Below are 22,880 nucleotides of genomic sequence, written 5' to 3'. Positions count from 1 at the left end.
GGTCCTCTCCCGCACGAAACGGAACGATGCGCGATGACGACGACACCAGGCCGGCGGCCGGCGGTGTGGGCCCTGGCTCCGCTGCTCTGCGCCGCGGCCCTGTGGGCCGGACCGGTCCCCGGGGCCGCCGCCCTGCCCGGCGGAGGGCCCAGGATCGAGGTGACGGCACAGCGGGCCAAGGCTCCCGGTGACCTGATCACCTACACGCTGACCGCGAGGAACAAGGGGCCGTCGGTGGCCCGCAAGGTCACCGCGACGGACAAGCTGCCCAACGGGATCTCGTTCGTCGGCTCCTCCGACGGCTGCACCGCCATCGGCCAGACCGTCACGTGCGGGCCCGAACCGCAGCTTTCCGCCGGGGAGACCAAGAGCTGGAGCTTCCAGGCCCGGCTGAGTCCCTCCTACCAGGGCGACGGTTCCGACCTCGGCAACAGCGCCACGGGCAGCTCCGAGGCCACCGATCCCGACCCCGCCAACAACAAGCCGGATCCGGTGCTGCCGCCGGGGCCGTTCGATCCCGTGTCCGACCTGGCCACCGTCAAGACCCCGCTGGGCGCGGGGCCGACGATCCCGGGCCAGGAGTACGAGTACGAGGTCCGTACGACCAACAAGGGCCCCTCCGACGCGCGCAACGTCGTGGTGACCGACACCCTGCCCGTCGGGCTGGAGTTCGTGTCCTCCGCCGACCCGTGCACGGTGTCCGGACGGACCGTCACCTGCGGTCCGCTGGCCCGGCTCGTCCCCGGCGGCGAGGTGGTGTGGACCTTCAAGGTGAAGCTGGACGCCGCCTACTCCGGTGACGGCAGCGACCTGCGCAACACGGCGACCTCCGCGTCCGCGTCCAAGGATCCGGAACCCGCCGACAACACCTCGCGCGCCGTGCTGCCGCCGGGCGGGGTCACCGTCCCGCAGGCCGACGTGTGGACGACCAAGCGGCCGGCCGACGACACCCCGGTCGCCCCCGGGCAGACCTTCGCGTACGTGGTGAGCGCGACCAACGACGGCCCGTCCCGCGCGCTGGGCACCACCGTCACCGACAAGCTGCCCGCACAGCTCGCCTTCGTCTCCTCCCCCGACGGCTGCTCGGTCACCGACGGCACGGTCAGCTGCGGCCCGGTGGCCGTACTGGAACCCTCGGGGTCCCGGACCTGGCGGTTCACCGTCCGCCTGGACAGCAACTACACCGGCAACGGATCCGACATCCGCAACACGGCGACCGCCACCTCGCGGACGAAGGACCCCAAGCCGGAGAACAACACGAGCAGCCCCGCGGGCCTGCCCGGCAGCACCGTCAACAAGCCGACCGCGGACCTGGAAGTGGTCAAGGAAGCCGTCGGCACCAAGCCTCCGGTGCCGGGCGAGAGCTTCGACTACCGGATCCGGATCTCCAACAACGGCCCGTCGGCCGACGCCTTCAACGTCAAGCTCACCGACGCGCTTCCCGAGGGCCTCTCGTACGTGGCGTCCTCCCCGGCCGGGTGCACCGTCGCCGGCCGGCTGGTGTCGTGCAAGCGCACCAGCCCTCTCAGGGTCGGTGACACGGTCGAGTACCTGCTCACCGTGAAGGTGGATCCCGCCTACGCGGGAGACGGCAGCGACCTGAAGAACACCGCCCAGGTGACGGCCGACAACATCGACCCGGCTAGCGGCAACGACAAGAGCACCGCGACCGTGCCCGGCGGGCACGTCACGGATCCCGCCGCGGACCTGGCCATCACCAAGAAGCCCGTCCAGACCAGTCCCGTGGCCCCGGGCGAGAGCTTCGACTACGCCCTGACCGTCACCAACAACGGCCCCTCCCAGGCCGAGCAGATCACGGTCTCCGACACGCTGCCGACCGCGCTGAGCTTCGTATCCGGCGACGCGACGTGCACCTCGGGGCGGACCGTCACCTGCGGCGCGCTGCCGCGGCTGGCGCCCGGAGCCTCGATGACCTGGGTGATCAAGGTGAAGCTGGACCCCGAGTACACCGGGAACGGATCCGACATCCGCAACACCGCGACCGTCGACTCCCTGACCCACGACCCCCGGCCCGCGAACAACACGAGCGCGGCCGCCGGCCCGCCCGGCGGCACGGTCAAGGACCCGACGGCCGACCTGGAGGTCGGCAAGACGACCCCCTGACCGCGCACACCACGGAAGGCCGGCAGGGCATCCCGCCCTGCCGGCCTTCCGGCGTACGGCCTCCTCCTCTGCCCACGGCAGGGTGCTCCCGGGGCCGCCACCCCTGCGGATTCACCCGAACGGCCGCGCTCGAATGTCCCCGTGCGCCCCCGCCACCGACGCTGGGCGCAACGCAGGACCCTCGGCGTCCCGCCCGACGAAGGAGCCTCCCGTGGCACAGGCAACGCCCCCCAGCAGGGCCCCCAACAGCAGGTACACCACCGACGGGCAGAACCCGTGGGCGGCGAGCGGCACCGTGTTCGCCGGAGTGCTGATGCTCGTGGAAGGCGTCCTCGGCATCCTGAAGGGAATCGTCGGCATCGCGAACGACGACGTCTACGCGAGCGTGGGCGACTACACCTTCAAGTTCGACGTCACGGCCTGGGGCTGGATCCACCTGATCCTCGGCATCGTGCTCGTGGTCGTCGGCGCGGGCATCCTCAAGGGCGCGGCCTGGGCCAAAGTCACGGGCGTGGTGATCGTCGCACTGGACATCATCCTCAACTTCCTGTGGCTGCCCTACACCCCGCTCTGGGGCCTCATCTCCATCGCCATCGGCGTCTTCATCATCTGGGCCCTGTGCACGGACAGGGGCACGTCCCGCTCCACCGCCTCCTGAACGGCGCACCGGGCGCCGGGGCCCAGCGCCCCGGCGCCGCCCGCGCGTTCACACCTCTGGGTGAGGCCGGTGGAGTTCGGGGAGGGCCGGAGCGGACCTCTGCCTAGGGTGGCTCCCGGTGGGCGGGCGACCGCTCCGATCGGCGTGTCGACTCGGTACGGGAGCTTGTGTGGCGCAGCAGCACACGACGTCACTGCGGCTCCGGTTCCGGTACCGGTTCGACCATCTGGTCTCGGGCGGGACGACCGCGCTCATCGGCTGGCTCGCCCTGGCCTGTCTGGCCGTCGTCGTTCCGGCGAGCGCGGTCCTCGTCTGGTCCGACCGGTCCGCCCCGGCCACGCTGTCCGGCCGGCTCACCGCCGTGTGGGTCAGCGTCGGCCAGACCCTGAAGATCGGGGGCGCCGTCGGCTCCCCGCTCTACGTCCTGGCCTCCGTGTCCCTGGCGCTCGTGGCGCTGCTCTTCGTGTCGACGCTGGTCAGTCTGATCACCACGGGCATCAACCGGCGGATCATGCAGCTGCGCCGGGGGCACTCCACCGTGCTGGAGACCCGGCACACCGTCGTCCTGGGCTGGTCGGACCAGGTCTTTCCGGTGATCGGGGAGCTGGTGGCCGCCAACGCGAACCAGCGCAGGTCCGCCATCGCCGTGCTCGCTCCCCAGGACAAGGTGTGGATGGAGGAGGAGATCTCCGCCCGCCTCGGCGACGGCGGCCGAACGCGGATCATCTGCCGCAGCGGGAGCACCACCGACCCGGCCGAGCTGCGGCGGGTCAGTCCGCGCACGGCGAAGGCGGTGCTGGTGCTGCCTCCCACCGGGGACACCGGCGACGCCCACGTGGTGAAGACGCTGCTCGCCCTCGACGCGGCCGTCCCCGGCTCCGACTCCGGCCCCGGTGCGAAAGGGGAAGGCGAGGTGGTGGTGGTCGCCGCCGTCCGGGACTCCCGCAACCACCTGACCGCCCGGCTGGCCGCCGGGCCCACGGGCCACGTCCTGTGCGTGGACGAGATCGTCGCCCGGCTCCTCGTCTCGACGGCCCGGCAGCCCGGCCTCTCCCTGGTCTATTCGGAGCTGCTGGACTTCGACGGCGACGAGTTCTACCCGGTGGCCCCGGCAGACCTCGTCGGGCGTGCGTTCGGCGAGGCCCTGCTGTCGTTCGCCACGTCCTCGGCGGTCGGACTGCTGCACGGCGGCGGGAGCGTCACCCTCAATCCGGACCCGGGGACGGCGATCGGCCCGGCCGACCGGATCATCGTCATCTCCCGGGACGACGACACGGCCGTACGGGCGGACGTGGCCGCCCTGGTCGAGGAGACCGCGATCGTCACGGCCGTACCCGTGACCGCCCGGGCCGAACGCCTCCTGCTGCTCGGCTGGAACCGCCGCGCCCCGCTCGTCATCGAGCAGCTCGACCAGCACGTGGGCCCGGGAACCACCCTCGACGTGGTGGCGCTCGGCATGGACGCGGCCACGGGCGGCGCTCCGGAGGTCACGGCGGTACGGTCCCGCCTGGACGTCTCCTTCCACGAAGGGGACATCACCGATCCGCTCGCCCTGGCCAAGCTGGACGTGCCCTCGTACGACGGGGTGATCGTGATCGGTGAGACGGGGCCCGAGGACGAGGACGCCCCCATGGCCTCCCCGGCTCCGGTGACCGATCCGCAGGCGCGGGCGGACGACCGGACGCTGGTGGCCCTGCTGCACCTGCGGGCCATCGGGGACGCCGCGCAGCGGGAGCTCGCGCTCACCACCGAGATGTCCGACGACGGCAACCGGCTCCTCGCGCCCGCCCGGGGCGGCGCGGACTTCATCGTGAGCGGCAGGCTGATCAGCCTGCTGATGACCCAGATCTCGGAAAGCCCCTATCTCGCCGAGGTCTTCGAGGAGCTGTTCCGGGCGGAGGGGCACGAGTTCCACCTCAAGCCGGCCACGGACTACGTCCGGGCCGGCTCCGAGGTCCCGTTCGCCACGGCCGTCGAGTCGGCGCGGCGGCGCGGGGAATGCGCGGTCGGCTACCGGCTGCGCGCGCTGAGCACCACGGCCCCCGGCCACGGGGTGCGGATCAACCCCGACAAGCGGGAGCGGGTCCGGTTCTCCGGGGAGGACTGGCTGATCGTGCTCGCCGAGAGCTGACGGCGCGGCCGCCGGGGGCGCCGGCTAGGCGGTGTGCACCTCCAGGGCGGTGCGCACCGCCGATTCCAGGGCTCCCTCGATCCACGCGGGCTTGATGGACGTGTGGCACCCGGCGAAGTGCAGGCTGCCCTCGGCCTTGCGGACGTGGGGGAAGAGCTCGGTGTGCTGGCCGGGCAGCAGGACGGAGGCCTCTCCGTAGGCGTACGGGTCGCGCATCCAGGACTGGGTGCGGCCGACGCCGGTGTAGAACACCTCGATGCGCTGCCCGAAGACCTCCTGGACGCCGGCGAGGGCGCGCGGGTAGCGCTCCTCCTCGTCCAGGGAGTCCCACTTCAGGGCGTCGTCCGACCAGCTGTAGGAGGCGAGGAGGACTCCGCCGGCGCTGCCCTCGACGGGGTAGGAGGGCTGGAACATGAAGCGGTTGGGGTTGTCGGTGGCCGAGCCGCCGCCGATGACGCCGGCCGCCTCGGGCTGGTCGCGGCTGACCACCCGGCTGGCGGCGTAGTGGGAGCGCTGGGCGGCGGAGATGTGGCCCGCGCGCACGGAGGAGTGGGCGCCCAGCAGGGATCCGTCCGCCGGGGTCCCCCCGGTCTGGTACTTGCCGTACAGGCCGGGCCGCACCGCCTCCAGCTCGCGCTTCCAGTCGGCCTCGTCGAACTCCCACCAGCGGCGGCTGAATTCGAGCAGCACCTTGGTGGCGGCGTCGTAGTGCAGCTCGGTGACCGCCCGCCGCTTGCCGTAGGAGAGCGCGGGGGTGACGGGGATGTGGCGCAGTCCGGAGAAGGGCACGGTGATGATCGCGGTGTCGGCGGTGAAGGTCTCGCGCCGTACGGGGCTGCCGCCGCGGCCCTCGGAGACGGTCTCCACGGTGACCTGGCCCTCGCCGTGGGTGATGCGGGTGGCGCGGCGGTCGAGCCGTACGAGGTCCTTGACGCGGGCGTACAGGGCGTCGGCCAAGGTGGCGGTGCCGCCGGGCAGTTCGTAGAAGGCGGTGTCGGGGCTGATCAGCGAGGCGCCGATGAAGCTGTGCACGAAGGCGAGGTGCAGCCGGGAGGTGAGGTTCTCGACGGTTCCGATCAGGTCGATGGTCCGCTCGTCGAGCTTGGCCTCCTCCGTCAGGAAGCGGTACATCGACATGTGGCCGTAGCGCTGGATGACGCGTGCCCAGCCCTCGACGAGTTCCTTGTCCTTCTTGCCCTCGATCTCGCGGCGCACGGGGGCGAAGGCGTCACGGACGATCTGCGAGGCGGGCACGGACTCGTACGCCTGCGGCACTCCGAAGGAACGATTGAGCGCCTGCGGGGCGCGCGCGTAGTCGGCGCGGCGCACGCGGATGCCGTTGACGTAGATCCACGTGCGGTACGCGGGGCGGCCCGCCCCGTCCACGTCGACCAGGTGGAAGCGCCGGCGCTTGAGGCCGAGGCCGTCCATCAGTCCGGTGACCAGCGGGTGGCTGTCGGGGATGCGCATCGCGCCGGCTTCGGCGTACTGCTTCGGGTCGGCGAAGGGCTGGGCTGCGTTCTCGTGGCCTCCGGTGCGGAAGGTCTTGATCCGGCCGCCGACCCGGTTGCCGTTCGCCTCGATGACGGTGACCTGGTGGCCGGCTTCGCGCAGGAGGTGTGCGGCGGTGAGGCCGGCCGGTCCGGCGCCGACGATCAGCACCTTCTTCGCGGGGCGGCGCGAGCGGGGCAGGCCGTTCTTCAGGAGGATGTCGGCATAGCGCGGTACGAGCGGCTGGTCCTCGTCGTCCCGTACGAGGATGGCCCGCGCGATCGTCAGGCAGGTGGCCCAGTCGGCGACCGCGGTGCCGGGGACGGCCTGCGAGGTGTCGGCGGAGGTGACGGCGACCGTCAGCCCGCCGGCCGCGGCGACGGCGGCCGCGCCGGCGATGACGGCCCGGCGGGAGGGGCGGCGGGAGGGCGCCGGTGCGCCGTCGCCCGGGGTTCCGGAGGGTTCGGGGGTTCCGGAGGGTTCGGGGGTTCCGGGCGTGGCATCGGGATCCATGATCATGACCCAACTCTTGCCGCCCGCCCGGGCCGGAAGGACCGGAAAGGGCCCGCGCGGGCAAGGACCACCCGGACGTGCGTCGCGCGTTGTGCGGTGCTGACGAACTGGGTTTCGTACGGGCCGCCTTGCGCGTCGCCCTCAGGGCGCGGGGAGCGGGACGGCGGCGGTCAGCACGGCGCCCTCTCCGGGGGCCGACTCGATGGTCAGGGTGCCGCCGAGCTGCCGCATCCGGACCCGCATCGCCGGAACCCCGTGTCCGCGCAGGCCGGACGGGTCCTCGGGGAGGGCATCGGGGTCGAACCCCCGTCCGTTGTCCGCGACATCGAGGACGACCTGGTCGTCGAGCCGGGTGAGGGTGAGCGCGGCGGTGGTGGCGCCGGAGTGTTCCCGTACGTTGGCCAGCGCGCCCTGGGCGATGCGGAGCAGTGCGGACTGCACGCGTTCGGGCAGCGGGGCGGTGCGCCCGCCCGCGTCGACGTGGACGCGCACTGTGAGCCCGGCGCCGGACTCGCGTTCCGCGAGGGCGCGCAGGGCGGCGTCGAGTTCGCCGCCGCGGGCGAGGTCGGCGGGGGCGAGGTCGTGGACGAAACGGCGGGCCTCGGCGAGGTTGAGCTCGGCGATGGAGGCGGCGGCCCGGACATGGCCGCGGGCCTTGGCGGGGTCGGTGTCCCAGGTCCGGTCGGCGGCCTGGAGCAGTATCCGCTGGCTGGACAGGCCCTGGGCGAGCGTGTCGTGGATCTCCATCGACAGGCGCTGGCGTTCGGCGAGGGTTCCTTCGCGGCGCTCGGTCGCGGCGAGCTCCCGGCGGGTGCGGACCAGGTCGTCGATGAGGGCGTGCTGGCGGGCCGCCTGCCGCTGCATGTGGAGGAAGACGGCGGTGGTGAGCGCGGCGACGGCGGCCGGTCCGATCACCAGGTCGAGGTTGAAGCGGGGGGCCAGCGTCAGCTGGGCGAAGATCACGAAGAGGGTGAGGAACGCGACGAGGACGTAGGCGGCGACGGGCGGCAGGGTGCGCAGCACGGAGTAGAAGAGGGGGACCGCGACCCACGCGAAGCTGGGCGCGAGGAGGACGAGGACGGCCCACACCGTGACGACCGTGCCCAGCCAGGCCAGCCGGGGGGCCGGCGGCCAGGGAGCGCGGCCCCGGCCCGGGTCGGCTTCCCTGGCCGCCAGGGAGGGGCCGAACGCGTAGAGGACGGCGAGCACCACGGCGAGGGCGATCACCCAGGGGGCGCGGGCCTCCTGGGTGTGCCGCTGGACGAACCGGACCATCGACGTGCCGACCAGCACGAAGAACGTGACGCGCATGACCAGCGCCAGTCGCCGGTCGTCGCGGTCGCCGCCGTGGGGGCCGCTGGGGTCGGGCCGCACGTGCGCCTCCTGGCTGGGTCCCCGAGATGGACGAACAGCCATATTGTCGCCGAGCGGTTCGGTATCGGGATAAAGCGATCGGATGATCCGCGTGTCACCCCTCCCGCCCGAAGGTCACAGGGGAGGCAGCAGCCCGAACTGTCCGAGCACCCCGGCGAGGTCCCAGTACAGGGACTCCTCCTGGATCCGGCCGTCCTGGGAGAAGCGGTAGACGGTCGACCCCGGCATGGAGAAGGACTTGCCCTTCGCGAGCGCGGCGAGCTGTGGGGGCAGTCCGTCGAGGGCGCCCTCCAGGGTGCCCGACATGGTCCACTCGCAGGCTCCGGACCGGTCGTCGGCGAAGACTGTGCGGATCTCCATCCGGGTGTCCGGTATCGCGGCCACCCAGGAGCGCACCCCCGCCTCCAGTCCTTCGCGTCCGCGCCAGAAGGAGTCGAGGGGTACGTCCCAGGAGACGGCGTCGTCGGTGTAGCAGGCGAGCCAGCCGTCCGCGTCGGCCCCGCTGATCGCGGCCAGACAGGTGCGGACGAGTGCTTCGTTGCGGTGCACGGGTGCTCCGGTTTCGGTACGGGACGCCCCGTACGGAGCGTCAGGAGGGTGGGGTCGCCCGCAGGATGGACGACAGCGTGCGGTCCAGGATGTCGGGGACGTCCTTGACCTTGAGGTGGCGTGCGTCGGTCTCGGCGCTCGCCGCGTGCAGCAGGCTGTAGAAGGTCGTGACCAGCCAGGACAGCGGAAGGTCGGTGCGGAACACCCCCTCCGCCTGGCCGCGGACCAGGACCCGTTCCACGCGCGCGAGGACCTTCTCGTGGTGCGCGCGGCGGCGGGCCGGGGTGATGACCCCTTCGGAGGCTGCGAGCAGGAAGGCGTGCCGCTCCAGGATCCGCCAGCCGGACCGCACCAGGCGGGAGAACGCCTCGTCCGCCGGGCCCTCGTCGAGCCCCTGGGCCTGGAGGGCGGCGTCGGCCTGCCCGACGGAGTGGTCCAGCACCGCGCCGACCAGGGCCTCGCGGGAGGGGAAGTGCGCGTACAGCGTGACCCGGCTGACCCCGGCCGCACTGGCGACGGCGGTCAGGCTGACGTTGGGGTCCTGCCGGAAGCAGTCGATCGCGGCGGCGACGATGGCCGCGATGCTCCGCTCGGCATCCGCACGGCGGCGGGGTTCCTCCCGCTCTGCTGCAGGGGCGCGGCGGGCTTTTTGAGACGGCGTGGACATGGGTGGGAGCGTATGTCACCTCCTTTGCGGCGCGCCAGGTCGGTTTCTCCCCCCGGGTACCGGGCCGGCGCGGTGGGCGGCCCGGCACCCGGGAGCGTCCCGGCGGGGCCCGGTCAGGCTCCGACCCGGCGGGGGGCCGGTGCCTGCGCGGGCGTCCGTACGGGCTGCTCCCCGGGCTTCGCCGGGGCCGCGCCGTCGCCCGCCTTGCCCCGGGGGAAGAGGAACAGGGCGACGGCGATGCCGGCGATGGCGACGCCCGCACCGGTGAACATCGCCGGCGCCATGCCCGAGACGTACGCGGACCGCGCCGCCTCGGCCAGTGCCTGCCCCGCCTGGGCCGGCAGCTGGGCGGCGACCGCGAAGGCGGCGCCGACGGAGTCGCCCGCGGCGTGCAGTGCGGATTGCGGCAGTCCGGCGGCGGCCTGGCTGGCGGCCAGTTCCTCGCGGTACGTGCCGGCGAGCAGGCTGCCCAGTACGGCGACCCCGAGCGCGGAGCCCAGCTGCACGGCGGCGCTGTTGGTGGCGGAGCCGACGCCCAGGTCGTCCTCGGGCAGGGAGCCCACGATGGCGTCGCTGGTCGGGCCGATGATGAAGCCCGCACCGAAGCCGAGGAAGAGCATGGCCGCCAGGGCCCGGCCGTAGCCGTCGCCGTCCGCGGTGGTGGCGAGGATCAGCAGGGAGACCGCCGCGAAGGCGAGCCCCGCGGCGGCCAGCCAGCGGGTGCCCACGTACTGGCCGAGGAAGGAGGCGAGCGGGGCGGCGAGCAGGATGATCAGCGCGGTGGGGGCGATCCGCAGGCCGGTGGCGCCGGCGTCGTAGCCGAGCACGAACTGGAGGTACTGGACCAGCACGAACAGCGCCCCGAGCAGCGACAGCAGGCCCAGGAAGACCAGGATGTTGCCGATGGCCAGCCGTCGGTGGGCGAAGATCCCGAGCGGGAGCATGGGTTCGCGCGCGGTGCGCTCACGGACGATGAACCCGGCCAGCAGCAGCGCCGCCACGGCGAATCCGGCCAGCACCTTCGCGCTGGTCCAGCCCTCGGCCGGGCCCTCGATGATGGCCCAGAGCAGGGTGCCGACCCCGAGTACGGAGAGCAGTGCGCCCGGCAGGTCCAGGCTCCGGGCGACGGCGGCCCGCGAGTTGGGCACCATCTTGACGGCGGCGGCCAGCGCGATGATGCCGATGGGCACGTTGATCAGGAAGACCGAGCCCCACCAGAACCGGCCGAGCAGCCAGCCGCCGACCAGCGGCCCCATGGCCAGGCCCACGCCGATCATGGCGGACCAGAGCCCGATGGCCTTCATCCGCTCGACGGGGTCGGTGAAGACGGTGCCGATGATCGAGAGGGTCGCGGGCATGATCAGCGCCTCGCCGACGCCCATCACCCCGCGGGCGGTCATGAGCTGGGCGGTGCTGTCCGAGAAGGCGGCGACGGCGGAGGCGCCGGCGAAGAGGACCAGGCCCGACAGGAAGACGGGCTTGCGGCCGAAGCGGTCGGCGAGGCTGCCCGCGAAGAGCATCAGGCCGGCCGCCATCAGGCTGTAGATGTCCACCAGCCACTGCAGTTCGCTGGTGGACGCGCCGAGTTCGTCGACGAGCGTGGGCAGGGCGACGTTGAGCACGGTGACGTCGAGCCCCACGATCAGCAGGCTGAGGCACAGCACCGCCAGGATCGGCCAGCGCAGCGGGTGGCCTGCCGCGCCCGGTGGGGCCGCGGCGGGTGACGGGGACGGCACGGAAGGCACGGCGGGACTCCTTAAGTTGAACACTACCGTTCGGGTTCAGAGTAGCGCCGAGCCGGACTCATGTCGAACAACGCTGTAAAGTTTTACGAGCGCCCGTGAGCCCCTGCGGCCGCCCCCGCGGCCACCCCGGCCGCCGGGACGAGGGTGCGCGAGACGCTGCGCAGCTTCTCGCAGGTCTCCTCGAACTCCCGCTCCGGGAGCGACTGTTCGACGATCCCCGCGCCCGCCCGCAGCCAGGTGCGGCCGCCCTGCCGGAAGACCGTGCGGAGCACGAGCGCGGCATCCAGGGACCCGTCGCTGCCCACGCTGAGCACCGCACCGCTATAGAGGCCGCGCGGGCCGGACTCCAGCTGCCGGATGGTCCGGTACGCGGCCCGCTTGGGCACCCCCGAGGCGGTGACCGCGGGGAACACGGCGGCCAGTGCGGGCCAGGGGCCGCGGTCCGCGCGGGCGAGCCGGCCGCTGACCCGGGAGGCGATGTGCTGGACGCTGCCGCGCTCCTTGACGGACATGAACTCCTCGGCCCGTACCGAGCCCGCGCGGCAGACCCCCAGCATCTCCTCCCAGGCCACCTGCACGGATATGGCGTGCTCGTAGATCTCCTTGGCGTCGGTGAGCAGTTCGGCGCGGCGGGCCGCGTCCTCGGCCCGGTCCCCGCTGAGCGCCCGGGTGCCCGCCAGCGGCTGGGTGGACACGTGGCCGTCGGCCGAGACCTCCACGACCGTTTCGGGGCTGAACCCGGCCGCCTCGATGCCGCCGAGGTCCAGGAGGAAGGAGCGGGCGGGCGAGTTGACCGAGCGGCCCGTGAGGTAGGTCGCCGGCAGGTCCAGCTCGCCCTCCACCTGGACGGCGCGGGACAGGATCACCTTCTGGAGCTCACCGGCCCGGATCGAGGCGACCGCGCTCGCGACGCCCTCGCGGTACGCGGCCTCCGCCGGGCCCCCCAAGTCGACCGGGAGAGGGGTGAACTCCCCCTGGAGCGGCTCGGGTCCGGCATCCTCCAGCAGGGCTCGCACGAGGGCCGCGTCGCCCTCGTCGGAACATCGGACCTCGGCGCCGTCGGCCGACAGCCGGACCTCGGTCCGGGGGACGACCAGGTGCACCAGCGGCTCCTCGCCGAGCCCGGCGGCCTCTCCCGCGAGGGCGTACGACAGCTCGAAGGCGGCCCAGCCGTAGGCGCGCCACTGTGCGTAGGGCAGCGAGGACAGCATGCGGTGCACGGTGTCGAGCGGGTCGCCCTGCCAGGCGGTGCGGATGCGGGTGCCCTCGTGGTCGAGCGTCACATGGGTCCGGTCGGCGACCAGCCGGGCGCGGACCCCGCCGGCGTACCACCAGGCGCCCTCCCGTTCGTACACCACGTATTCACCGCCCGCGCCGTGCAGGCCGGCGCGGGCCAGGCGCACGGCGGCCTGGGCCGGGGTGCCGGAGAAGGGGATGCGACCGGTCCGGGGCGACACGGTGGTGGTGGACATGCGTGGGGTCTCCTTCATGGACTGCGGAGTTCGGTGGTGCGGCGGGGGCGGGGCGCCGGCTCCCGCCGGGCGAAGCGATCCGCCGGGGCGGCAAGCAGGCTCCGGCGGGAGGCCGGCTCCGGCCGGAGGTCAGCTCCGGCGGGAGATCAGCTCCGGCCGGCGTCAGCTCCGGCCGGAGGCGGCCTCGGCCGCGCGCCGGGCGAGCAGGCGCTTGTCGAGCTTTCCGACGGCGGTGAGGGGCAGGGAGTCGACTACGTGGATCAGATCGGGCTTCTTGTACGGGGCGAGCCCGCGCACGTCGAGGAAGGCGTCGAGCCCGCCCGGACCGAAGGCATCGGCGGCCGACGGGAGTTCGCCGGAACGGGAGGGGCCGTCGGCCGCGACCGGTCCGCCCGGACCGGTGCTGCGCTCGCGCAACACGATCCAGGCGCAGGTGCGTTCGCCGAGGTACTCGTCCGGCACGGGCACCACCGCGGCGTCGAGCACGGCGGGATGGGCGCGCAGGTGGCCTTCCAATTCGTCGGAGGAGACCTTGTCGCCGCCGCGGTTGACCAGGTCCTTGCGCCGCCCCTCGACGACGACGTCCCCGCCGGGCAGCACCCGCACCAGGTCGCCGGTGCGGTAGAAGCCGTCCGGGGTGAAAGCGGTGCGGTTGTACTCCTCGGCCCGGTAGTAGCCGCGCAGGGTGTACGGGCCGCGGGTGAGGAGCTCGCCGATCTCGCCGGCCGGGGCGTCCCGGTCCTCGGCGTCGACCACGCGGATCTCGTCGTCGGGGCTGAGCGGCCGGCCCTGGGTGGTGGCCACGCGTTCCGCGTCGTCTCCGGGCCGGGTCATGCACAGGAGCCCCTCGGCCATGCCGAACACCTGCTGGAGTCCGCACCCGAGGGCGGACCCCACCCGCCGGGCCGTCTCCGGAGCGAGCCGCGCCCCGCCCACCTGGAGCAGGGTCAGGCTGCCGAGGTCCTCCGGGCTCCACTCGGCCGCCTGGGCCCACAGTGCGGCGAGCGGGGGCACGACGGCGGTCACGGTGACCCGGTGCCGCTCGATCAGCGGGAAGACCGTCTCGGGATCGGGCGACGCGCTGAGCACCACGGTCCCGCCGGCCAGCAGGGTGCCGAGTGCGCCGGGGCAGGCGAGGGCGAAGTTGTGGGCGACGGGCAGCGCCGCGAGGTAGACCGTACCGGGGTCCAGGCCGCACAGTTCGGCGCTGGCGCGGACGTTGTAGGCGTAGTCCTCGTGGGTCCGCGGGATGAGTTTGGGCAGGCCGGTGGTGCCGCCGGAGACCAGGAGCACCGCCGGGTCCAGCGGGTCGGGTTCCGCGAAGGCCCCGGGCGGGAGCGGGCTGCGGCGTCCGGCGGCCTCGACCTCGGAGAGCGCGGTGTGCGGCCCCGGGGCGCCGCCCGCGACGAGGACGTGGCGCAGTCCGGGCACCTGCTCCCGGACCTCTTCGGCGAGGGCCCGGTAGTCGAAGTCCGAGGCGGGGTCGGGGTCTTCGGCGGGGACCACGTAGGCCACGGCGCCGCTGTGGCCGCAGAGGTGGACGGCCTCGCTGCGCCGGTAGGCGGGCAGCCCCAGGACCGGGACCGCTCCGACGCGCAGCGCGGCGAAGAGGAGGACGAAGAACTCGGGTCCGTTGGGGAGCTGGACGACGATCCGGTCGCCGGGGACGATGCCCAGCGCGGCGAGCCCGGCGGCGAGATGGCCGGCGCGGCGGTCCAGTTCGGCGTACGAGACCTGCTCGCCGTCCGCCACCAGGGCCGTGGCCGTCCCGATCGTGCGGGCGTGGCCGGCGAGGAAGCCGCCCAGCGGGCGGCCCTGCCAGTAGCCGGCCTTCCGATACCTCTCCGCCTCGCCGCCGGGCCATCGAACCATGTCCACGAAGAATCCAGCTCCTCACGCCGGGACGAATACCCGGAACATTGCAGGAATAATTCAAGCACTAACGCTGCCGTAAAGACTCCCCCGAAGGAAATCCGATAGGCAATCGCAATCAGATAACTTTTTGGCAAAATCAGGCGCGTTTTGACAACTCAACACACCAGCTATAGGCGGATATTCATGGATAGATCGGGCATACCAGGGGCGGGTACTACCCCTTCGGGTAGCTCCCTTTCGGACGGCCATTTCTTCACGTACCTTGACAGGGAAATCCGGGGATGATCGCGAGGGAACAATTCTCGAATGTTCCTCGATTTTCACTCTCGGCCCCGACTCCCGTTTCCCCCGAAAGGCCACCTCCCTTGCTCAGGTACGGGCTGACGCCACAGCCGCACGGGACGGCCCGCGCCCCGTCCTGGCTGCGCACGCCGGCACCCCGCCACCGCCCCGGACTGCGGCTGCTCTGCTTCCCCCACGAGGGCGGCTCGGCGGAGTTCTTCGACCCCTGGCTGAACCACCTGCCGGACACCGTCGAGCTGACCGCCGTGCAGTACCCGGGGCGCGGCGACCGGGCCCACGAACCGGTGCCCGGCCAGGTCGACGACCTCGCACGGCCGGTGGCACAGGCGCTGGCGGGACGGGGCGGGGCCCCTCTGGTGCTCTTCGGGCACGGGATGGGCGCGGTGGTCGCCTTCGAGACCGCCCGGCTCCTGACGGAGCATCACAATCCGCGCCCGGAGGCGCTGTTCGTCTCCTCCCACCCCGCGCCGACGGACAGCCCCGTCGATGAGGGCCGGCCCCACCACGACGATCCCGTCGCCCGCCTGCGCCACCTCGCGAGCGAGGGGACCGGGGGCGGCGCGGACCCCGGGCCGCCCCCGGTTCCGCCCGCCACCGTGTACGCGGACCTGCGGACCGCCGCGCGCTACCGCTACCGGCCCGGACCGCCGCTGGAATGCCCCGTCACGGCGCTCGTGGGCATCCACGACGCGGGGGTCACCGCCCGCCGGGCCGAAGGCTGGCGCTCCTGCACGACGGGCCGGTTCACCCTGCGCGCCATGCGGGGCGGCCCCTTCTACCTCGTGCGGCACCGGGCGGCGGTGGTGGCCTTCCTCCTCACCCGTTCCGGCGGCGGCCGGGCCCGGGCCTGACCGGGCCGCGGCCCGCGCACTCCCCTCCCCGTTCCCCGCACGCTTCCCGCCCGCACGCTCGCCCCTGCCCCCTGCCCCCTGCCCCCCTGCCCCGCTAGGAGACAGACCCATGGCGGCTCCCGCCCCAGCCATCCGACCCGACGCCCGGCTGCTCCAGGACACCCTGACCGAGGTGCTCACGCAGGTCCCGTACAACAGCGCCGCGCAGTACCACGTGCACTACGGGACCGGCTCCTCCCCCGAGCGCTTCGGCACCGCCTGCGCCTGGCAGACCTTCCGCGCCGGCGAGCTCGTCGCCCGGCACACCGGCACCGAGGCCGAGTACCGCGTCGGCGGGCGGCACGTCTGCGCGCTGTACGACGACGGCGAGACGCTCACCGTCCTCGACCCGTACCTGATGCACCGCACCCCGCTGCTGCTGGCGCGCGCCGACGCCGTCGACGGTGTCGTACGGGCCGAGTCGCCGGCCTACCCGCTGCGCCGGCGCCCGGACGGCTCCCCCGCCCCCTCGCTCCTGCGGGCGCAGTGGACTCCGGCCGACGGGATCCTGCGGCTGCGGTACCTGCGCTACAGCCCGCGGCTCGGCGAGCAGGTCATGCACCGCGCCTACACGATGCGGCCCGGGGACACGGTGCGCGAACTCCCGGTGCCGGCACCGCTGGTACGGGAACTCCTGCTCCACCCCGAACAGGACAACCTGTCCGTCCGGGCCGTGCACCCCGGCGACGACGGCCTCTGCGAGCTCGTCCTGCCCTTCGGCGGCCGCCCGCGCGGGGCCCTCGCCGATGCCGCGGTGCTGATCGCACGCGACAACCAGGGCGCGGTCAGCCGCCGGGGCAGCGCCGCCTTCGCACGCGAACTGGAGCGGGTGGCCGAGGCGTTGCGCTGCGACCCCGACGAGCTCGTGGACCACCTGCTCGGCGCCGCCGCGCTGTACGACGCGGCCGCCCCGGCCGGTCTCCTCGTCACCGACTACTCCCTGGAGGACGCGTGAGCGCCCCGCACCCCCGTTCCTATTTCCTCGCCGGCGTCATGCAGGGGGCCCGCGGCGGCGCCGACCTGGCCGACCAGGGCTACCGCGAGCGGCTGCGCCGCAGCATCCTGGAGCACCGCCCCGATGCCGTGGTGCACGATCCCGACGTCCTGATGCGGGAGTGGATCGGCGCGCAGGAACAGTCGATCCGTGCCGGCCACGCCGCGCTCGCGGACACCCCCGAGGTGTACCGGACCACCCTCGACCCGGCCGTTCAGCTTCTCACCGCGACCTTCCACCGGCTGACGGAGCTGGCCGCCGAGAGCGACGTGTGCGTGGCCTGGCTGCCCGCCCACGAACCCAGCATGGGCACCGCGGCCGAGATGCTCAGCGCCCACCGGGGCGGCGCCACGGTCGTGGCGGTGACGGGGATGCGGCAGAACCTCGCGGTGCTGGCCTGCTCCGACGTGATCCTCCCCGACCTCGCCGCCTTCGAGCGCTGGCTGGCGGCCCGGGCATGAGCGGGGCCGGCGGCGATCCGTCCGAGAAGCCGCGCGAGGCCTGCGGGGTCGCCGGCGTGTGGGGCGCGGCCGGGGACGCCGCACCCCTGGTCCGCACCATGCTGGCGGCTCTGCAGCACCGCGGCCGGCAGAGCGCGGGGATCGTCGCCTGCCGCGACGGCGTGCTGACCCGCCGGACGGGCGCGGGCCGGGTCGTCGAGGTCTTCCCCGGTCCGGAGGGCCTGCCTCCCGGTCCCGGCGCGATCGGCCACGTCCGCTACGGAACCTCGGGCGGGGGCGGGGCCCACTCCGGCTCCGACTCCGGCTCCGACGCCGCACTCGCCCAGCCCGCCGTCGCCGGCCCCGCGGGCCGCCCCGCCCTCGCCGTCGCGCACAACGGAACCCTCATCGGCGCCGAAGCGGCCGCCGCCGCCCACGGGGTGCCCTTCGGCCCGGCCGAGGCCGACACCGCCCTGCTCACCCGGCTGCTGCACGAGGTGCGGACCCGGCGCGGGCTGACGCTCACGGAGGCTCTGCACGAGGTGCTGCCCTCGGTCGAAGGTGCGTACGCCCTCGTCCTCACCGACGGGCAGCGCCTCTACGGGGTGCGCGACCCGCACGCCTTCCGGCCGCTGTGCCTGGGGCGGCTGGGCGACGCCTGGCTGCTCGCCTCCGAGTCGGCGGCCCTCACCGCCGTCGGCGCCGAACTCGTACGGGACCTCGAACCGGGCGAGGTCCTGGAGGCGGGCCCCGGCGGCATCCGCACCGGCAGGCTCGCGGCCCCCGGGGCCCGGCGCGCCTCCTGCGTCTTCGAGTACGTGTACTTCGCGCGCGCCGACTCCGTCGTGGACGCGCAGAGCGTCCACCGCACCCGGTACGCGGCCGGCCTCGCCCTCGCCGAGCACGCCCCGCCGCCGCCCGGAGCCGTGGACCCGGTGGTGGTGGCGGTGCCCGACACCGCGCGCGTCGCCGCGGACGCGTACGCGTGGCGCTCCGGACTGCCCACCGTCCAGGGCCTGTTGCGGCACGAGGGTGTCGGCCGGTCCTTCATCGGCGCCACCGCCGCCGACCGCGAGGCCGCCGTGCGCGCCAAACTGTCCGCCGTCCCCGCCGCGGTGTCCGGCCGGTCCGTGGTCCTGGTCGACGACTCGCTGGTGCGCGGCACCACCATGGCCACCGTCACCGCGCTGCTGCGGGCCGCGGGCGCCCGCGACATCCACCTGCGGGTCGCCTCCCCGCCGCACCGCCTGCCCTGCTTCTACGGCATCGACACCGCCCGCGGGGACGCCCTGCTCGCCACCGGGCTGCCCGACTCCGCCCTCGCGGACCGACTGGGCTGCGAGAGCGCGGAGTTCCTCCCGCTCGACCTGCTCGTCCGGGCCGTCGGCAAGGACCCCGCAGATCTCTGTACCGCCTGCCTCGACGGCCGGTACCCCACCGCCGTGCCCGCATCCGCGGGCCGGACCACCGTACCCACGCACAGGAGAGCCCTCGCATGACGAGCACGACCGCCGACACGAACCCCCGGCTGGAGAGCCGCAGCGGCAAGTTCTTCGCCCGCTACTACGACGCCATGACGGCGCGCGCCGAGGAGAAGTGGGGCCGCCCGCTGCGCACGCTGATGTTCGGCGAGCTGACGGGCGCCGTCCTGGAGGTGGGCGCCGGCTCCGGGGCCAACGTGCCCTACTTCGCCAAGGCCGACTCGCTGGTCGCCGTGGAACCGGCCAGCGAGATGCTCCGGCAGCTGCGGGTGCGGGCCGCCGAGGCGCCCATCGAGGTGAAGGTCGTGGACGCCTGGGCCGAGAGCCTGCCGCTGCCCGACGACACCTACGACACCGTCGTGTGCACCCTCGTCCTCTGCACGGTCGTCGACCTGCCCGCCGCGCTCTCGGAGATCCGGCGCGTGCTCAAGCCCGGCGGACAGCTCGTCTTCTTCGAGCACGTCCGGGCCCCGGGCGTGGTGGGTCTGCTCCAGGACGTGCTGGCCCCGCTGTGGCGCCGCGCGGCCGGCGGCTGCAACGCCAACCGGCGCCTCCTGAGCGCCCTGCACGAGGCCGGCTACAAGGTGCGCGTCCACGAGATCGTCCGCCCGTGGCCCCGCTACCCCACCAACACGCCCTACCTGCGCGGCACCGCCGTGCCTTCGGCCCAGCCGGCCGACCGCTACTGATCGGAAGAATCGTGCTGTCTGTGAACACCCCGTCCGAGCCGCGCGGCCTGGCCGCGGCCGTCCACGAAGCCGCCCGGCGCCGCCCGGACGCCACCGCGCTCACCTTCGTCGACTACTCGGCCGACCGGGCCGGCGTGGCCCACGAGCTGACCTACGGCATGCTCGAAGCGCGGGCGCGCTCCGTCGCGGGCGCCCTGAGCCGCATCGCCGTGCCGGGCGACCGGGCCGCCATCCTCTGCCCGCACACGGCGGACTACGCCGCCGCCCTGCTCGGCTGCCTCTACAGCGGGGTGATCGCCGTACCCCTGTACGCCCCCGAGGCGTTCCGTACGGACGAGCGGCTGCACCTCGCCATGGCCGACTGCGCGGCGGGCGTCGTCCTGACCACCAGCGCGCACGAACAGCCCGTACGCGAGCTGCTGTCGGACGCGCCGGGCCCCGGGCAGCCTTCCGTGCTGTACGTGGACACCCTGGATCCGGCACTGGGCCGCAACCTGGTCCTGCCCGAGGCCCAGCGCCCGGACGGCGTCGCGTACCTCCAGTACACCTCGGGGTCGACCCGGCAGCCGACCGGTGTGGAGGTCACGCACCGCAATCTGGCCGTCGGGGCCGAGCAGTTGCGGGCCGGGCTGGAGATCGGCGCGGACGCGCGCATCGCCGGCTGGCTGCCCTTCTTCCACGACATGGGCCTCCTGCTGATGCTCGCCGTGCCGCTGATCAACGGCACGCCCGCCGTACTGATGTCGCCGTTCTCCTTCATCCAGCGGCCCGCCCGCTGGCTGCGCGCGGTCAGCGACCACCGGGCCACGCACACGGTGTCCCCGAACTTCGGCCTCGACCTGTGCGTCGACCGGGTCCCGGAGAACGCCCGGACGGGCCTCGACCTCTCCTCGCTCCGCACCCTCGTCAACGGCTCCGAGCCGGTGCGGGCCTCGACCCTGGACCGGTTCACCGCGGAGTTCGGACCGCACGGGTTCCGGGCGCAGGCCCACTGCCCCAGCTACGGCCTGGCCGAAGCCACTCTCGCCGTCACCCTCGGCGGCCCCGCGGCACCCCGCGTGCTGCGGCTGGACCGTACCGAGCTGACGGCGGACCGGGTGCGCGTCCTGCCGGACGCCGACGGGGACGGCGGGGACGGCTACCGCGTGGTGTCCTGCGGCACGCCCGCCGGCCAGGACGTGCGCATCGTCGACCCGCGGACCGGGGAGACGGTGTCCGGGGGCCGCGCGGGCGAGGTGTGGGTGCGCGGGGCCAACGTGTGCGCCGGGTACTGGGGGCGGCCGGAGCGTTCCGCCGAGGTCTTCCGGGCGGCGCCGGCTTCGGCCCCGGACGAGGCCTGGCTGCGCACCGGCGACCTGGGCTTCCTCAGGGACGGCGAACTGTTCCTGACCGGCCGCCTGAAGGACCTGATCGTCGCGGGCGGCCGCAACCACCACCCGGCCGACGTCGAACTGACCGTCCAGGAGGCGCAGACGGCGATCCGGCGCGGCCATGTCGCCGCCTTCTCGGCCGGGTTGCTCGACGAGACGGGGGAACGGGCCGTGGTAGTCGCCGAGCTGGACCGCAGCCGCGACCCGGCCGAGCTGGAGGCGATCCGCTCGGCGGTGCGCGCCTCCGTGGTGGCCCGGCACTCCCTGGACGTGCACGAGGTGGTGCTGATCCGGCGCGGCGCGCTGCCCAAGACCACGAGCGGCAAGATCCGCCGTGCCGCGTGCCGCGAGCTGTACCTGGCGGGGGAACTCTCCGTCGCCACGGGCACGGGCACGGGCACGGGCACGGGCAGCGGAACGGTCGCGGCTGCGGCCGCATCCGCCGTCGCCGCCGTGCGGGACGGAGCGCCGGTCCTGTGAGCGAGGAACTGCACCGGCTGCTCGTCGCGCGCGTGGCCCGGCGCAGCGGTCTGCCCGAGCACCGCATCGACCCCGACCTGCCCTTCGACACGTACGGGTTCGCCTCCATCGACGCGGTGGCGCTCGCGGGCGAACTGGAGGAACTGCTCGACCGTGACCTGCCGCCGACCGTGCTGTGGCAGCACCCCACCATCCACCGGCTGACCGCCTTCCTCACCGGCGCGCCCGGGCGGCCGGAGCAGCCCGGGCAGCCGGCTGCCGGTCCCGCCGCCGGACCCGCCGCCGAGGCGGGCGACGCCCGGTACGGCGACACGGACCTCGCCGTGGTCGGCCTCGGCTGCCGCCTCCCCGGGGGCGTCGCCTCCGCGGCCGGCTTCTGGGAGCTGCTGAGCCACGGCGGCGACGCCGTCACCACCGTCCCGGAGGGCCGCTGGGAGCCGTACCGCCAGGTGTCGCCCGCACACGCGGCCGCCGTCGGCCGGGCCGTCCGGCACGGCTCCTTCCTCGACGACGTGGACGGCTTCGACGCGGAGTTCTTCTCCATCTCCCCGGCCGAGGCCGCCGAGATGGATCCGCAGCAGCGGATCCTGCTGGAGGTCGCGTGGGAGGCCCTGGAGCACGCGGGGCTGCCGGCCGACGGGCTGGCGGGCTCCCGTACCGGCGTCTACGTGGGTGCGTGCAGCAACGACCACGGGCGGACGGCCCTGGAGGACCTGCCGTCGATCACCGCGCGCACCGGCACCGGGTCCGCCATGAGCATCATCGCCAACCGGCTCTCGTACGCGCTGGACCTGCGGGGCCCCAGCATGACGGTCGACACCGCCTGCTCCTCTTCGCTCGTGGCCCTGCACCTGGCCCGGCGCGGGCTGCTCGCGGGCGAGTGCGACACCGCGCTGGTCGGCGGCGTGAACCTGCTGCTCTCCCCCGGCATCACGCTCAACTTCGGTGCGGGAGGCGTCCTTTCGCCGGGCGGCCGCTGCCGCCCCTTCTCCGCCGCGGCCGACGGGTACGTGCGCGGCGAGGGCTGCCTGGTCGTCGTGGTGCGCAGGCTCGCCGACGCCCTGCGCGACGGGGACCGGGTGCTCGCCGTGGTCCGTGCCACCGGCACCAACCAGGACGGCCGCTCGAACGGGCTGATGGCCCCCAACCCGGCCGCCCAGGAGGCCCTGATCCGCGAGGTGTGGGCCGGCTCCGGACTCGATCCCGCCGAGGCCGGGTACGTGGAGGCCCACGGCACCGGCACCCCGCTGGGCGATCCGATCGAGGCGGCCGCGCTCGGCGCCGCGCTCGGCGGCGCCCGGGCCTCGGGCTCCGCGCTGCGGATCGGCTCGGTCAAGTCCAACCTCGGGCACCTGGAGGGCGCCGCCGGGCTCGCCGGGCTCGCCAAGTGCGTACTGGCCCTGCACCACGGGATGATCCCGGCCACCCTGCACCACGACGCCCCCAACCCCCGGATCCCGCTGGCCGAGTGGGGCCTGTCCGTCGTCGACCGTCCCACCCCGTGGGCGCGCGGCGGGCGGCCCCGTACCGCGGGCGTCAGCTCCTTCGGGTTCGGCGGCACCAATGCTCATGCGGTGCTCCTCGAAGCCCCGGTTCCCCAGACGGTGTCGATCACCGAGTGAGAGTGAACTCCC

At 73.9% G+C, this 22,880-nt stretch carries 17 protein-coding genes; 10 read left to right on the top strand and 7 right to left on the bottom strand.

Annotated features, from left to right (window positions below; all coding sequences use genetic code 11):
• The first annotated feature begins 33 nt into the window (after positions 1-33).
• The 3 genes from ACFWNV_RS00585 (at position 34) to ACFWNV_RS00575 (ending at position 4,913) form a co-directional block, all read left to right on the top strand.
• On the top strand, positions 34-2,124 hold the full coding sequence (locus ACFWNV_RS00585) for a DUF11 domain-containing protein (RefSeq protein WP_383938200.1): 2,091 nt from the start codon (positions 34-36) through the stop codon (positions 2,122-2,124).
• Between the two features lie 211 nt (positions 2,125-2,335).
• Entirely contained in the window at positions 2,336-2,782 is a 447-nt protein-coding gene (locus ACFWNV_RS00580) for a hypothetical protein (RefSeq protein WP_383938197.1), read from the top strand.
• 169 nt (positions 2,783-2,951) lie between these two features.
• Positions 2,952-4,913, top strand: coding sequence for an NAD-binding lipoprotein (locus ACFWNV_RS00575; protein ID WP_383938194.1), 1,962 nt, complete (start codon positions 2,952-2,954; stop codon positions 4,911-4,913).
• Between the two features lie 24 nt (positions 4,914-4,937).
• Here ACFWNV_RS00575 and ACFWNV_RS00570 read toward each other — a convergent pair whose 3' ends face one another.
• The 7 genes from ACFWNV_RS00570 to ACFWNV_RS00540 form a co-directional block, all read right to left on the bottom strand.
• Complete coding sequence (locus tag ACFWNV_RS00570; RefSeq protein WP_383938191.1) at positions 4,938-6,923, bottom strand: flavin monoamine oxidase family protein; 1,986 nt, start codon at positions 6,921-6,923, stop codon at positions 4,938-4,940.
• 135 nt (positions 6,924-7,058) lie between these two features.
• Entirely contained in the window at positions 7,059-8,228 is a 1,170-nt protein-coding gene (locus ACFWNV_RS00565) for a sensor histidine kinase (protein ID WP_383938403.1), read from the bottom strand.
• A 177-nt stretch (positions 8,229-8,405) separates the two neighbouring features.
• Positions 8,406-8,840, bottom strand: a complete 435-nt coding sequence (locus tag ACFWNV_RS00560) for an ester cyclase (protein ID WP_383938188.1) — start codon at positions 8,838-8,840, stop codon at positions 8,406-8,408.
• A 40-nt stretch (positions 8,841-8,880) separates the two neighbouring features.
• Positions 8,881-9,507: a TetR/AcrR family transcriptional regulator gene (locus ACFWNV_RS00555; RefSeq protein ID WP_383938185.1), complete on the bottom strand. Its 627-nt coding sequence runs from the start codon at positions 9,505-9,507 to the stop codon at positions 8,881-8,883.
• 113 nt (positions 9,508-9,620) lie between these two features.
• Positions 9,621-11,252, bottom strand: coding sequence for a DHA2 family efflux MFS transporter permease subunit (locus tag ACFWNV_RS00550; protein ID WP_383938182.1), 1,632 nt, complete (start codon positions 11,250-11,252; stop codon positions 9,621-9,623).
• An 83-nt stretch (positions 11,253-11,335) separates the two neighbouring features.
• A complete protein-coding gene (locus ACFWNV_RS00545; RefSeq protein WP_383938179.1) occupies positions 11,336-12,724 on the bottom strand; it encodes a salicylate synthase in 1,389 nt (462 codons plus the stop codon).
• Between the two features lie 162 nt (positions 12,725-12,886).
• Positions 12,887-14,596: a (2,3-dihydroxybenzoyl)adenylate synthase gene (locus ACFWNV_RS00540; RefSeq protein WP_383938400.1), complete on the bottom strand. Its 1,710-nt coding sequence runs from the start codon at positions 14,594-14,596 to the stop codon at positions 12,887-12,889.
• Positions 14,597-14,964: 368 nt separating this feature from the next.
• On the opposite strand from ACFWNV_RS00540, the gene ACFWNV_RS00535 reads away from it, so the two are divergent.
• From ACFWNV_RS00535 to ACFWNV_RS00505, 7 genes are all read left to right on the top strand, one after another.
• Positions 14,965-15,753, top strand: coding sequence for a thioesterase II family protein (locus tag ACFWNV_RS00535; protein ID WP_383938176.1), 789 nt, complete (start codon positions 14,965-14,967; stop codon positions 15,751-15,753).
• A 109-nt stretch (positions 15,754-15,862) separates the two neighbouring features.
• Positions 15,863-16,747, top strand: coding sequence for a hypothetical protein (locus ACFWNV_RS00530; protein ID WP_383938173.1), 885 nt, complete (start codon positions 15,863-15,865; stop codon positions 16,745-16,747).
• Positions 16,744-17,247, top strand: a complete 504-nt coding sequence (locus ACFWNV_RS00525) for a hypothetical protein (RefSeq protein WP_383938170.1) — start codon at positions 16,744-16,746, stop codon at positions 17,245-17,247. Before ACFWNV_RS00530 ends, ACFWNV_RS00525 begins: the two co-directional genes overlap by 4 nt.
• Positions 17,244-18,725: an amidophosphoribosyltransferase gene (locus tag ACFWNV_RS00520; protein ID WP_383938167.1), complete on the top strand. Its 1,482-nt coding sequence runs from the start codon at positions 17,244-17,246 to the stop codon at positions 18,723-18,725. The genes ACFWNV_RS00525 and ACFWNV_RS00520 overlap by 4 nt, the downstream gene beginning before the upstream one ends.
• Positions 18,722-19,396 carry a methyltransferase domain-containing protein gene (locus ACFWNV_RS00515; protein ID WP_383938164.1) on the top strand — a complete coding sequence of 225 codons (675 nt, stop codon included), beginning with the start codon at positions 18,722-18,724 and terminating at the stop codon, positions 19,394-19,396. Before ACFWNV_RS00520 ends, ACFWNV_RS00515 begins: the two co-directional genes overlap by 4 nt.
• 20 nt (positions 19,397-19,416) lie before the next feature.
• Complete coding sequence (locus ACFWNV_RS00510; protein ID WP_383938161.1) at positions 19,417-21,246, top strand: fatty acyl-AMP ligase; 1,830 nt, start codon at positions 19,417-19,419, stop codon at positions 21,244-21,246.
• Positions 21,243-22,868, top strand: a complete 1,626-nt coding sequence (locus ACFWNV_RS00505) for a beta-ketoacyl synthase N-terminal-like domain-containing protein (RefSeq protein ID WP_383938158.1) — start codon at positions 21,243-21,245, stop codon at positions 22,866-22,868. Before ACFWNV_RS00510 ends, ACFWNV_RS00505 begins: the two co-directional genes overlap by 4 nt.
• The last annotated feature ends 12 nt before the right edge of the window (positions 22,869-22,880 follow it).

Source organism: Streptomyces sp. NPDC058401, assembly GCF_042722885.1.
GTDB lineage: Bacteria > Actinomycetota > Actinomycetes > Streptomycetales > Streptomycetaceae > Streptomyces.
The sequence above is the reverse complement of the archived record's forward strand: the minus strand, read 5'-3'. Positions and strand labels throughout refer to the sequence as shown.